The 12351-nt window shown below is 67.3% G+C and carries 12 protein-coding genes; 5 read left to right on the forward strand and 7 right to left on the reverse strand.

What is annotated here, in order from left to right; translation table 11 throughout:
- Window positions 1-3: 3 nt before the first annotated feature.
- The 3 genes from FEK34_RS02925 to FEK34_RS02935 form a co-directional block, all read right to left on the reverse strand.
- Complete coding sequence (locus FEK34_RS02925; RefSeq protein ID WP_014348837.1) at window positions 4-768, reverse strand: MlaE family ABC transporter permease; 765 nt, start codon at window positions 766-768, stop codon at window positions 4-6.
- Between the two features lie 300 nt (window positions 769-1068).
- On the reverse strand, window positions 1069-1974 hold the full coding sequence (locus tag FEK34_RS02930; RefSeq protein ID WP_138446266.1) for a 3-oxoacyl-ACP reductase: 906 nt from the start codon (window positions 1972-1974) through the stop codon (window positions 1069-1071).
- A gap of 43 nt (window positions 1975-2017) precedes the next feature.
- Entirely contained in the window at window positions 2018-2206 is a 189-nt protein-coding gene (locus FEK34_RS02935; protein ID WP_081505543.1) for a ferredoxin, read from the reverse strand.
- A 179-nt stretch (window positions 2207-2385) separates the two neighbouring features.
- Here FEK34_RS02935 and FEK34_RS02940 point away from each other — a divergent pair, with 179 nt between their 5' ends.
- Together FEK34_RS02940 and FEK34_RS02945 are read left to right on the forward strand one after the other, a co-directional pair.
- Entirely contained in the window at window positions 2386-3579 is a 1194-nt protein-coding gene (locus FEK34_RS02940; RefSeq protein ID WP_138446267.1) for an acyl-CoA dehydrogenase family protein, read from the forward strand.
- 28 nt (window positions 3580-3607) lie between these two features.
- Window positions 3608-4714, forward strand: a complete 1107-nt coding sequence (locus FEK34_RS02945; RefSeq protein WP_138446268.1) for an acyl-CoA dehydrogenase family protein — start codon at window positions 3608-3610, stop codon at window positions 4712-4714.
- A gap of 233 nt (window positions 4715-4947) precedes the next feature.
- On the opposite strand, the gene FEK34_RS02950 is transcribed toward FEK34_RS02945, so the two are convergent.
- Entirely contained in the window at window positions 4948-6597 is a 1650-nt protein-coding gene (locus FEK34_RS02950; protein ID WP_138446269.1) for an acyl-CoA synthetase, read from the reverse strand.
- An 80-nt stretch (window positions 6598-6677) separates the two neighbouring features.
- Here FEK34_RS02950 and FEK34_RS02955 point away from each other — a divergent pair, with 80 nt between their 5' ends.
- A complete protein-coding gene (locus FEK34_RS02955; protein ID WP_138446270.1) occupies window positions 6678-7460 on the forward strand; it encodes a crotonase/enoyl-CoA hydratase family protein in 783 nt (260 codons plus the stop codon).
- An 83-nt stretch (window positions 7461-7543) separates the two neighbouring features.
- Here FEK34_RS02955 and FEK34_RS02960 read toward each other — a convergent pair whose 3' ends face one another.
- Window positions 7544-7963 carry a VOC family protein gene (locus FEK34_RS02960; protein ID WP_138446271.1) on the reverse strand — a complete coding sequence of 140 codons (420 nt, stop codon included), beginning with the start codon at window positions 7961-7963 and terminating at the stop codon, window positions 7544-7546.
- A 218-nt stretch (window positions 7964-8181) separates the two neighbouring features.
- Between FEK34_RS02960 and FEK34_RS02965 the strand changes: the two genes are divergently transcribed.
- Window positions 8182-9171 carry a sigma-70 family RNA polymerase sigma factor gene (locus FEK34_RS02965; protein WP_138446272.1) on the forward strand — a complete coding sequence of 330 codons (990 nt, stop codon included), beginning with the start codon at window positions 8182-8184 and terminating at the stop codon, window positions 9169-9171.
- Window positions 9172-9177: 6 nt separating this feature from the next.
- Here the strand turns inward: FEK34_RS02965 and FEK34_RS02970 are convergent, their stop codons facing one another.
- Together FEK34_RS02970 and FEK34_RS02975 are read right to left on the reverse strand one after the other, a co-directional pair.
- Window positions 9178-10206 (reverse strand): AMP-binding protein, encoded by a 1029-nt coding sequence (locus FEK34_RS02970; RefSeq protein ID WP_138446273.1) that lies wholly within the window; start codon window positions 10204-10206, stop codon window positions 9178-9180.
- A gap of 22 nt (window positions 10207-10228) precedes the next feature.
- Entirely contained in the window at window positions 10229-11266 is a 1038-nt protein-coding gene (locus FEK34_RS02975) for an LLM class F420-dependent oxidoreductase (protein ID WP_138446274.1), read from the reverse strand.
- Window positions 11267-11327: 61 nt separating this feature from the next.
- On the opposite strand from FEK34_RS02975, the gene FEK34_RS02980 reads away from it, so the two are divergent.
- Window positions 11328-12344, forward strand: a complete 1017-nt coding sequence (locus tag FEK34_RS02980) for a Zn-ribbon domain-containing OB-fold protein (RefSeq protein ID WP_432760919.1) — start codon at window positions 11328-11330, stop codon at window positions 12342-12344.
- Window positions 12345-12351: the final 7 nt, after the last annotated feature.

The raw sequence follows: 12351 nt of genomic DNA on the forward strand, positions 1-12351 counted from the left end.
GGATCACCGCACCGCGAACTTGATGCCGACGGCGGTGACGACGACGTTCACCACGAACAGCGCCATGAACGCGAACACCACGGTCTGGTTCACCGCATCACCGACACTCTTGGGTCCGCCTTTGACGTTGAGCCCGAGATAGCAGGCCACCAGGCCGGCGATCAGGCCGAACAGGCCCGCCTTGACCTCGGAGATGATCAGCTCGGGCAGGTTGGTGAGCAGGGTGATCCCGTTGACGAAGGCGCCCGGATTCACATCCTGGAGCAGCACCGAGAACAGGAACCCGCCGAGGATGCCGATGGTGCACACCAGGCCGTTGAGCAACAGCGCCACGAACATCGACGCGAGCACGCGCGGAACCACCAGTCGCTGGACCGGGTCGATGCCGAGCACCTTCATCGCGTCGATTTCCTCGCGAATGGTGCGCGCGCCGAGGTCGGCGCAGATGGCGGTGGCGCCCGCGCCTGCCACGATGAGCACGGTGACGATCGGGCCGACCTGGGTCACCGCGCCGAAGGCGGCGCCCGCGCCGCTGAGGTCGGCCGCGCCGATCTCGCGCAACAGGATGTTCAGCGTGAAGCTCACCAGCACGGTGAAAGGTATGGCTACCAGCAGGGTCGGCACGATCGAGACTCGCGCGATGAACCAGGACTGGTCGACGAACTCGCGTGCCTGGAAGGGCCGGCGCATGCTGGCACGCGCCACTTCCGCCGTGAGGTCGAAGAACCCGCCGACCGCCCGCAATGGCACGGCAAGGACCTCGTTCATCGGCGATCCTCCTTGCCTGACTACTGGTCCCGCTGACGGACGCGACGGCCGTAACCGTCCCGCGCCCCGGACAAGTAGAACATGTTCACTAAGACTCTGTGGGGCTTTTGGCCCCATTTGAACTGCTATTTCGATCCAATCTCAGACAGCAAGATTGGAACCTGGTTCATACGTGTTGAGCATCACTGTTGTGAGTCCCGGCACATACGATCCCCATGTCTACCAACTGCTGGACGACCGATCAACTCTTGGACGGCCGTTCAGGAAGCGGTCGAGCGGACGGACGGGCAACGGGGCTGGTCAGCCCAGTTCGTGTAGCGACGTTGCAGAAAAGGTACGACCTTCCGGCCGCTGGGCGAAGTACCCGCTCAGCGTGGCGGCCAGATCGCCGGTCGACCACTGCTCACCCGTCGCGTCGAAGCGCTGCTCGACTTCCGGCGCCGCCATCAGCGCGACCATCGGCCCGTACACCACGAACACCTGTCCGTTGACGGCTTCGGCCGCGGGCGAGGACAGATAGGCCACCAGTCGCGCGACATGATCGGGCGAGAGCGGATCGACCGCACCCTCGGGCGCGTCCTTGAACACAGCCTCGGTCATCGCGGTCCTGGCCCGCGGGCAGATCGCGTTGGCCCGCACGCCGAAGCGCGAGAGCGCGCGCGACGCCGACAACGTCAGCGCGGTGATGCCCGCCTTGGCCGCGCCGTAGTTCGCCTGCCCTTCCGGACCGAGCAGACCGGCCTCGGAGGAGGTGTTGACAATGCGGCCGTACACCGGCGCGCCCGCTTCTTTGGACTTGCCGCGCCAGTACGCGCCCGCGTTGCGGCAGAGCAGGAAATGGCCGCGCAGATGAACGGCGATCACCGCGTCCCAGTCCTCGTCGGACATATTGAACAGCATCCGGTCGCGGGTGATGCCCGCGTTGTTGACCACGATGTCGAGCCCGCCGAAGGCCTCGGTGGCGGTGCGGATCAGTTCGTCGGCGGTGGACCGCTCGGCGACGCTGCCCGCGACGAACTCCGCTTTCGCACCCAGTGCGCGAATCTCGGCCATGGTCTGGGCCACGGCCTCGGAATCGGCCAGGTCGTTGACGACGACCGAGGCGCCGGCGCCCGCGAGTGCCAGCGCCTCGGCGCGACCGAGGCCGGCACCCGCCCCGGTCACGATCGCAACACGTCCGGCAAGGCTCACATCGTTATCGTTCACCGGGCCGACTTTAGAACGTGTTCCAGTTCACGGCAAGAGCCGATTACAACAATTTCAGCGCCGCTTTCGGGCATTGCGCTACCGCGTCCTCCACCTCGGCGAGGCGATCGGCGGGCACTTCACCCTCGGCAATGTGCAGCACGTCTTCGTCATCGAGTTCGAAGACGTCGGGGGCGATTCCGACACAGATTCCGTTCGCTTCGCACTGGTCGAGATCAACAACGACCTTCATCAGAACTCCTTCACCGCGGCTGTCGCCGAAGAGTAACAAGCCGATGCCGCCGCGCGGGCGGACATCGAGTGGATCCACTATCAATACTGGAACATGTTTCAGTCGATATGCAATGATCGAAACGCCGGTTTCCTATCCGGGTGTCCCTATTCGATGAATGAAGGCCCGAGGTAACGCCCATGCGCATCGCCTACACGCCGCAGCAGCAACAGCTACGAGCGGAGCTGCGCGACTACTTCGCCACGCTGATCACCCCCGAACGCCGCGCCGCGCTCAGCGCGCAGACCGGCGAATACGGGCAGGGCAACGTCTACCGCGAGGTCGTGCGGGAGATGGGCCGCGACGGCTGGCTGGCGCTGGGCTGGCCCACGGAGTTCGGCGGCCAGGACCGGCCGATGCTGGACCAGCTGATCTTCACCGACGAGGCGGCCATCGCGGGCGCGCCGGTGCCGTTCCTGACCATCAACTCCGTCGCGCCGACCATCATGCATTACGGCAGCGAGGAACAGAAGAAATTCTTCCTGCCCAAGATCGCGGCCGGTGAGCTGCACTTCTCCATCGGCTACTCCGAGCCGGGCGCGGGCACCGACCTGGCCTCGCTGCGCACCACCGCGGTGCGCGACGGCGACGAATACGTCATCAACGGGCAGAAGATGTGGACCAGCCTCATCGCCTACGCCGACTACGTCTGGCTGGCCTGCCGCACCGATCCGACGGCCAAGAAGCACAAGGGCATCAGCATGCTCATCGTGCCGACCGACGCCGAGGGCTTCTCCTGGACGCCGGTGCACACCATGGCCGGACCCGACACCAGCGCCACCTACTACCAGGACGTGCGGGTACCGGTGACCGCCCTGGTTGGCAAGGAGAACGGTGGCTGGCCGCTGGTCACCAACCAGCTCAACCACGAGCGGGTCGCGCTCACGTCTTCCGCGCCGCTGGCGCTGGCGCTGCGCCAGACCGTCGAGTGGGCGCGCGAGACCAAATCCTCGGACGGTTCGCGGGTGATCGACCGCGAATGGGTGCGGTTGAACCTGGCCAAGGTGCACGCCAAGGTCGAATACCTGAAGCTGCTGAACTGGGAGATCGCCAGCCGCGCCGACGCGGGCGGTGACGCCGCACCGCGGCCGTGGGACGCCTCGGCCTGCAAGGTGTACGGCACCGAATTGGCCACCGAGGCCTACCGGCTGCTGATGGAGGTGCTCGGACCGCAGGCCTACCTGCGCCAGGACTCCCCCGGTTCGGTGCTGCGCGGACGGCTGGAGCGGATGCACCGGGCCGCGCTGATCCTGACCTTCGGCGGCGGCACCAACGAGGTCCAGCGCGACATCATCGCCATGACCGCGCTGAAGCAGCCCGCCGCCGCCCGCTGAGACCGGATTTCGAAAGCAGGAACTCACCATGGATTTCACCCCTACCGAGGCACAGGGCGATCTGGCCCGGCTGACCGGCGAGGTGTGCGCCAAGCTGGTCACCGACGACCGGCTGCGCGAACTCGACACCGCGGAGGTGCGCTTCGACGAACCGCTGTGGCAGTCGCTGGCCGAGACCGGTGTGCTCGCCGCCGCCCTGCCGGAGGCCGTGGGCGGCAATGACTTCGGCGTGCTCGAACAAACCTCGATCCTGCGCGAACTCGGCCGGTACGTGGCGGCCGTGCCGTATCTGTCCTCGATCGTGCTCGGGGCGGGTGCGCTGGCGCGGTACGGCTCTTCCGAGCAGCGCGAGCTCGCCCGGCAGGCCGGGGCCGGCGAGCTGATCCTCACCGCCGCGCTGACCGAGGAACACAACTGGGACACCGCGACCCCGGACACCACCGCCACCGAAGCCGCCGACGGCTGGCGGGTCACCGGCGCCAAGACCACCGTCCCGGTCGCCGACCGCGCGCACCGGATCCTGGTGCCCGCCACCGTGTCCGGGCAGACCGCGGTGTTCCTGGTCGATCCGTCGCACTCGTCGGTGCAGGTGAGCGCTCAGCAGGTGGTCGACCGCAGCGCGGAGTACCTGGTGGAGTTCACCGAGTCCCCTGCCGAACTGCTCGGCACCCTGGACACCGGCGCCGAGATCGTGGACTGGCTGCTGCTGCGCGCCTGGCTCGGGCTCAGCGCCCAGCAGCTCGGCACCCTCGAACGAGCCCTGGAACTGGTGGCCGAGTACGCCCGCGAACGCGAGCAGTTCGGCAAGGCCATCGGCAGCTTCCAGGCCGTGGCCCAGCGCCTGGCCGACGCCTACATCGACGTCGGCGGCCTGCGCCTGACCGTCACCCAGGCCGCCTGGCAGCTCTCCGAGGACCTGCCCGCGGGCCCCGCCGTGCACACCGCCAAGTTCTGGGCCGCCGAAGCCGGCCACCGCGTCGCCCACACCGTCGTCCACGTGCACGGCGGCGTCGGCATCGACCGCGACCACATCGTGCAGAATTACTTCACCGCCGCGAAGCACAACGAATTCGCCCTCGGCCCAGCCCCCGACCACCTGCTCCCCATCGCCGAGCACCTGGCCGACTCGGCCTGAGCCACCCCGAAACGACATCGGCCCGCCGGACATCATCCGGCGGGCCGATCTCGTGCGCTCTACTGCTCACCTCAGGCGGTCGTTCAGTTCCTGACCGACGCTGAAGACATACGTTGCCGCCTCGTCGAACAGCCGCTCCCGCTCGGTGATGGCTGCCGCCGCGTCCTCGTCGTCGAATGGCAAGGGGCGCACCGCCGAATTGCGATGCGCCCTCACCGTCAGTCGTCGAGAAACTATTTGCTGCTCGCCTCGGCGTGCTCGTCGGCGGGGCGGGCTTCGGTCTGCGCCTTGGCCCAGCGGTAGTCGGGCTTGCCGGCGGGGGAACGCTTGATCTCGTCGACGAACCAGAGGCTGCGCGGCATCTTGTAGGACGAGACCTCCTTGGTCAGGACCGGGCGCAGCTCCTCCAGGGTGGGGCGCTTGTCGCCGCGACACTGGATTACGGCGGCGACCCGCTGGCCCCAGCGCTCGTCCGGCACACCGACGACGAGGGCGTCGAAGATCTCTGGATGGGTCTTGAGGGCGCCCTCGACCTCCTCCGGGTAGATCTTCTCGCCGCCGCTGTTGATGCTCACCGAACCACGGCCGAGCATGGTGACGGTGCCGTCCTCCTCGACGCGGGCGTAGTCACCCGGAATCGAGTAGCGGACCCCGTTGAACTCCTTGAACGTCGCGGCCGTCTTGACCGGGTCGTTGTAGTAGCCGAGCGGGATATGGCCCTTGCGGGCGAGCATGCCGACCTTGCCCGAACCCGGCTCGACCGGGTTGCCGTCCTCGTCGAGCACCTCGGTGGAGGCATCGATCTTCACCCGGGGGCCGCCGGTGTGCGTCGCCCCCTTGGCCGCGATGGCCAAACCGCCGAACCCGGTCTCCGAGGAGCCGATCGAGTCGGTGATGACGGTGGTCGGCAACAGTTCCAGGTACTGGTCCTTGAGCGTCGGCGAGAACAGCGCGGCGCTGCTGGCCATCGCCCACAGATTCGAATGCTTGTACGGCTCACCGGTTTCCGGGTTGCCCTCGCGCAGCGCGTCCAGCATCGGACGCGCCATCGCGTCGCCGGTAATAAAGATCATGTTCACGCCGTGCCGGTCGATCGCCTGCCACACGCTGTGCCCGCTGAACTCCGGCAGCATGACGGTCTTGCCGCCGTCGAACAGGCCGTGGAAGGTGGCGGCCTGCGAGCCCCCGTGGATCATCGGCGGGATCGGGTAGCGCACCATCGCGGCACCGGCGGCGCCGTTCTTGGCCTGGGTCCATTCGTCTTCGATCTTCTCGCCGGTGCCGAAGTTGGTGCCGCCGCCGAGCACCCGCCACCAGTCTTCCTGGCGCCACATCACGCCCTTGGGCATGCCGGTGGTCCCGCCGGTGTAGAGCATGAAGATGTCGTCGGGGGAACGTTCACCGAAGTCGCGCGCGCCCGAGCTACCGGCGAGGGCGGCCTCGTATTCGACCGAATCCGCCGCGAGCGGCACCTGTCCGGCGGTATCGTCGTCGACCACGATCACGGTCTTCAACTTCGGCACATTCGGCCGCACGGCGGTCACCTTGTCGGTGTAGCGACGCTCGTGGATCAACGCCACCATGTCCGAATCATCGAAGATATATTGCAACTCGTTCTCGACGTAACGGAAGTTCACGTTGACCATCACCGCGCGCGCCTTGAACACCGCGACCATCGACTCGACGGCCTCGATCGTGTTGCGCGAGTAGATGCCCACCTTGTCACCCGGCTGGACACCCTGTTCTCGCAGGTAATGGGCTAGCTTGTTGGTCCGCTCCTCCAACTGCGCATAGGTGACCTCGCGAACGTCGTCGACCAGTGCGACGCGATCGGGCATGAGGTCGATGGTGTGCTCGATGAGGTCCGCTATGTTGTAGCTCACAGACCTAAAAATAGAACGTGTTACTGTTCCTGACAAGGGTGCCTTTTCACACCACGTCCTCGAGCCAGGAGATTTCCGCGATGCCGCACTGCCTCGTCGAGAAGCGCGACCACGTTCTCATCGTCACCATGAATCGCCCGGAAGCGAAGAACGCCCTCTCGGGCGAGATGATGGCGATCATGCGCGACGCCTGGGATCAGGTCGACAACGATCCCGATATCCGGGTCGCGATCCTCACCGGCGCGGGCGGCGCGTTCTGCGCGGGCGCGGATCTGAAGGCGATGACCTCCCAGCATCCCGGCGATTCGTTCTCCGGCGGCGGCTGGGACCTGTCGAAGATCGAAGCACTGCTCAAGGGCCGCAGGCTCACCAAGCCGCTGATCGCCGCGGTCGAGGGCCCGGCCATCGCGGGCGGCACCGAGATCTTGCAGGGCACCGACATCCGGGTGGCCGGTGAGAGCGCGAAATTCGGTGTGTCCGAGGCGCGTTGGGGGCTGTTCCCGCTGGGCGGCTCGGCCGTGCGGCTGGTGCGCCAGATTCCCTACACCGTCGCCGCCGACATCCTGCTCACCGGACGCCACGTCACCGCGGCCGAGGCCAAGGAGATCGGCCTGATCGGACACGTGGTGCCGGACGGGACCGCGCTCGACAAGGCGCTGGAACTGGCGGGGCTGATCGCCGCCAACGGCCCGCTGGCGGTGCAGGCGATCCTGAAGACCATCCGCGACACCGAGGCCATGCCGGAGAACGACGCCTTCAAGATCGATGCCGAACTCGGCATGGCGGTGTTCAAGTCGGCCGACGCCAAGGAGGGGCCGAAGGCCTTCGCCGAGAAGCGTAAGCCCACGTTCTCCGGCAAGTAGCCGCTCATGAAACGACAGAACGTCCCCGGCGTGCTCGACGCGCCGGGGACGTTCCGCTGTCTGCGCTCAGGTGCTGTCCGTGCTCAGTTGGCGCCGGGGTAGTCCATCCAGAACGGCTCCCACTGGTGACCGTCGGGGTCGAGGAAGGTGCGCCCGTGCATGCCGACCTCGGCTTCCTGGGCGCGCTTGTCCTCGTTGACCTCTTCCCGGCCGCCCGCCGCCACCGCGGCGTTGGTCAGCTGGTCGACTTCCTGCGCACTGCCGAGCGAGAGCGCGTAGCCGGCAGCGGCGGTGGCCGCGGTGTCGGCGATCGGGCGCTTGGTGAAGGTGGCGAAGTACTCCCGGGTCAGCAGCATCAGGCAGATGTTGTCGTCGATCACGATGCAGGCGGCGTTCTGATCGGTGAAGTCCTGGTTGACCTTCCAGCCGAGCGCCTCGTAGAAGCTCTTGGACCGCTCCAGGTCGGTCACGGGGAGATTGATGAAGATCATCTTGCTGCTCATTGTCTTTTCGGCCTCTCGGTCGGTGTGTGCTTATCGCTTCACCCATAGAGACGGGGCCGGTTCCGGAAACTCATCGCGGCCGTAGAATCCAGTTCGGCGACGTCGTATCCGTCACCTGCGGTACTGGTGCGATTCCTGTGGCTGACGTGGTCTTTCCGTCGGCAAACGATCACCGCGACATCTGTTTGTTGTCGGTGGCTTGTGCCACAGTGGCATCCATGAGCGAGATGACGGGCACCGCCACGGCGGAAGTCATGGAATCCTTCGAGGTACACCGCCGCGAGTTGTGCGCCTACGCCTACCGCATGCTCGGTTCCTCGTTCGAGGCCGAAGACGCGGTCCAAGAAACCTTCACCCGTGCCTGGAAGGCCTACGACAGCTTCGAGGGCCGGGCCAGCCTGCGATCGTGGCTGTACCGCATCGCCACCAACGTCTGCCTGGACATGCTCGACGGTCCGCAGCGCCGGGCCCGGCCGATGGATCTGTCGGGGCCGTCGAGCCCGGAGTCGCCGCTGTCGGCGCCGCAGCCGGACTACGTGTGGGTCGAGCCGATCCCCAACGCGCTCGCCTTCGGAGCGGATCCGGCCGACCACGCCACCGCCAAGGACACGCTGCGGCTGGCCTTCGTCGCCGCCTGTCAGCACCTGCCCGCCACCCAGCGCGCCATCCTGATCATGCGCGAGGTGCTGCGCTTTTCCGCCAGCGAGACCGCCGAGGCCCTCACCATGTCGCCGGCCTCGGTGAACAGCGCTTTGCAACGCGCCCGCGCCACCATGTCCAAGGTCCAGCCCGCGGTCACCGACACCTACGACGAGACCGATGAGGATCAGCGCAGACTCGTCGACGATTTCGTCAAGGCCTTCGAGTCCTACGATATGGACACCCTCACCACGCTGCTGAAAACCGATGTGGCGCTGTCCATGCCGCCGCTCGAGTTCTGGGTGTCCGGCCCGGCCAATGTCGCGGAGTTCATGCTCGGCCACGGCGCGGCCTGCCGCGATTCGCGTCTGGTCCGGCTCGAGGGCGCCAACGGCCTGCCCGCCTTCGGCCACTACAAGCCCAGCGGCGAGCCGGGCGTGTGGGTGCCGTGGTCGATCACCGTCCTCGAACTCACCGACGGCGAGATCTCCGGGCTCAACTTCTTCCTCGATACCGAGAAGTTGTTCCCGCTGTTCGGCCTGGAGCCGGAGCTGCGCGAAGCCGTCTGAGTCCGCTCAGCCGGGGATCAGATCCGAGTGGCGGTCCCGGTCGGCCGCGTCGTCCGTGAGGGCGGCGCCGGCGATCGGGCCGCCCTCGGTCGCGCTCCGGTAGTCGGTGAACACCGGGCCCCACCAGGCGGCCATCCGCTGTTCGAGTTCCGGCGAGCACGGCTCGGGTCCGTGCACGATCCGGCGCAGCGAGGACAGGTCGTAGCGGGATCGGATCGCTTCCGGCAGCGCCAGCAGCCGGTCGAACAGGGCCGGGGACAACCGGCTGTGAGTCACGCGGTGCCGTTCGATCAACCGCAGCGCCTCGGCCGCGTCCCAACCGTCCATCAGCACCACCCGGTGCCCCAATTGCACCGAGACCGTGAGGAAATCGAGTGCCTCGAACCGATACAGCGGCAGTCCCGCCAAATGCACATGGGCGCCGTGCGGCGCGAGCCCGAAGAGGCCGAAGAAACCGGCGGTGTGCGGTGCCACCACACCGTGATCGTCACCGGCGAGCGCGCTCCGAACGCCGAGGTGCGGCGCGACCGTCGACGAGTCGGAGCGCAATGCGGCCCCGGCCGTACGATCACCCGGCCGCCGGATCCCCGCCGCACCGAGCCAGGCCACCGATTTGAAGCCCTCGATCTCGCCCACTGAGAACCGCGCGGCGACAGGCAGACTCGCGGCATCGGCGGCGAGACGAGCCGACTCGGCGAACCGCCGGCCCGCCACGAACGCCTTGGTTTCGCTGTCGATGAGCATATGGGCGATGTCCGGCACCGCCAGATGCCAGTCCACCGTGACCAGGTACAGCCCGCTCTGAGCTGCCGCGAACGAGAACGCGACCGCCTCCACGCAATTCGGCAGCAGGCTCACCACGGCATCACCCGGCCGCAGCCCGAGCGCCCGTAGCCCACCGGCATATCGATCCGCGAGACCGGCCAGTTCCCGGTAGCTCACCTCCCGCCCGGACGGTGCGATCAGCGCAATGCGCTCCGGCTGGACCGCGGCGATATTCCACAGCCCGAGAACTTCGGCCGACTCCTGCGTCACCCCATCGAATTTAGAACGCGTTCTACGTGCCGACAAGGGGTGCGAGTTTACGCATCTGCTCGGTGTCAGCGACCGACACCAACAGCATGGTCACCCCGGCCGCCTCCCAGACGCCGATCTGCTTACGCACCTCGTCCTCGTTGCCGATGATGGTGGTGTCGAGCACCATCTCATCCGGCACCGCAGCCGCGGCCTCGGCCTTACGACCCGCTCGGAACAGCGTGCCGATCTCCTCGACCTCCTTCTCGTAGCCCATCCGGCGGTAGACCTGGGCGTGGAAATTGAGCTCGGGGGCGCCCATGCCGCCGATGTAGAGCGACATCACCCAGCGCAGGCGTTCGATCTCGCTCGCCGGGTCGTCGGTGACGATCACCTGGGCGCTGGCGGCGATCTCGAAGGTCTCCCTGGTGCGGCGCGCGCCGGCGCGGGCAAAGCCTTCGTCGAGCCATTCGTTGTACATCCCGGCCAGCCGCGGGGCGTAGTAGATGGCCAGCCAGCCGTCGGCGATCTCGGCGGTCAGCGCGACGTTCTTCGGGCCCTCCGCACCGAGCCAGATCGGCAAATCCGCACGTAGCGGGTGCACGATCGGCTTGAGCGGCTTACCGAGCCCGGTGGCGCCCGGCCCGGCGTAGGGCAGCGTGTAGTGCGGCCCCTCGCTGACAACGGGCGCCTCGCGCGCGAGCACCTTGCGGACAATGTCGACGTACTCCCTGGTGCGCTGCAACGGCTTGGCGAACGGTTGTCCGTACCAGCCCTCCACCACCTGCGGGCCGGAGACGCCGAGCCCGAGAATGGCGCGGCCACCGCTGAGGTGATCGAGGGTCAGCGCGTGCATCGCGGTGGCGGCAGGAGTGCGCGCCGACACTTGCGCGACCGAGGTACCGAGCCGCACCCGGCTGGTCGACGATCCCCACCAGGCCAGCGGACCGAAGGCGTCCGAGCCCCACGACTCGGCCGCGAACACCGCGTCGAAGCCCGCCGCCTCGGCGGCCGCGACCAGTTCACCGACATGCTGCGGCGGCGCCGCACCCCAATATCCGAGCTGCAATCCGAACCGCATATCGGTCCCCTTTCCAATCCACTGCTTGCCAGCAGAATAAGAACCTGTTCTACTCGATATCGTGACTCATGGGAATACTGCACCCACGGCAATCACGCAGGATCGCCCGCCGGGATTGAAACCGAGCGACGTACTCAGCGCGCCGCTGCGAATGAAGTTCGACTACACCCGATCGACGGGACCGACCATCGGAAAGTTCCTGACCGGGCTGCGCGAACGCCGCGTCGTCGGCGTGCGCGGTTCCGACGGCCGGGTCCTCGTACCGCCGTCCGAATACGACCCGGTGACAGCCGATCCGCTCAGCGAGTTCGTCGACGTCGCCGATGTCGGCACGGTCGTCTCCTGGAGCTGGGTGCGTGATCCACTGCCGGGTCAGCCCTTCGACCGGCCGTTCGCGTACGCGCTGATCAAGCTCGACGGCGCCGATACCGCGCTGCTGCACGCGGTGGACGTGGCGAGCCCGGACGAGATCAGCACCGGCATGCGGGTTCGCGCGCGCTGGGCCGCCGAGACCACCGGCACCATCCACGACATCGCCTGCTTCGAACCCGGCGAAACCTCCACCGCCGGTGAGCGAACCGGGGATGCCGAGGCCGAGCCGGTCACCATGCTGGTGACGCCGGTGGACATGAGCTACAAGCACACGGCCTCCCCGCAGGAGACGGTGTACCTGCGTGGACTCAAGGAAGGCAAGCTGATCGGCGGCCGCACCGACGCCGGCGGCAAGGTCTACTTCCCGCCGCGCGGCGCCAACCCCACCGACGGCAGGCCCACCGACGACATGGTGGAGCTGGCCGACACCGGCACCGTCACCACCTTCTGCATCGTCAACGTGCCGTTCCTCGGCCAGCGGATCAAGCCGCCCTACGTGGCCGCCTATGTGCTGCTCGACGGCGCCGATATCCCGGTACTGCACCTGGTGCTCGGCTGCGCGGCCGAGGACGTCCGGATGGGCATGCGGGTGCGCGCGGTGTGGAAGCCGCGCGAGGAGTGGGGATACGGACTGGAGAACGTCGACCACTTCGAGCCCTCCGGCGAGCCGGATGCCGATTACGACACCTACAAGCATCACCTGTGAGAGGGCT

The sequence above is a fragment of the Nocardia cyriacigeorgica genome, assembly GCF_005863245.1.
GTDB lineage: Bacteria > Actinomycetota > Actinomycetes > Mycobacteriales > Mycobacteriaceae > Nocardia > Nocardia cyriacigeorgica_C.

Coding starts and splice junctions, on each gene's coding strand:
- FEK34_RS02955 (WP_138446270.1), top strand. CDS start 6,678: ATGCCGCACTGCCTCGTCGAGAAGCGCGACCACGTTCTCATCGTCACC.
- FEK34_RS02925 (WP_014348837.1), bottom strand. CDS start 768: ATGAACGAGGTCCTTGCCGTGCCATTGCGGGCGGTCGGCGGGTTCTTC.
- FEK34_RS02975 (WP_138446274.1), bottom strand. CDS start 11,266: ATGCGGTTCGGATTGCAGCTCGGATATTGGGGTGCGGCGCCGCCGCAG.
- FEK34_RS02940 (WP_138446267.1), top strand. CDS start 2,386: ATGCGCATCGCCTACACGCCGCAGCAGCAACAGCTACGAGCGGAGCTG.
- FEK34_RS02965 (WP_138446272.1), top strand. CDS start 8,182: ATGAGCGAGATGACGGGCACCGCCACGGCGGAAGTCATGGAATCCTTC.
- FEK34_RS02935 (WP_081505543.1), bottom strand. CDS start 2,206: ATGAAGGTCGTTGTTGATCTCGACCAGTGCGAAGCGAACGGAATCTGT.
- FEK34_RS02945 (WP_138446268.1), top strand. CDS start 3,608: ATGGATTTCACCCCTACCGAGGCACAGGGCGATCTGGCCCGGCTGACC.
- FEK34_RS02960 (WP_138446271.1), bottom strand. CDS start 7,963: ATGAGCAGCAAGATGATCTTCATCAATCTCCCCGTGACCGACCTGGAG.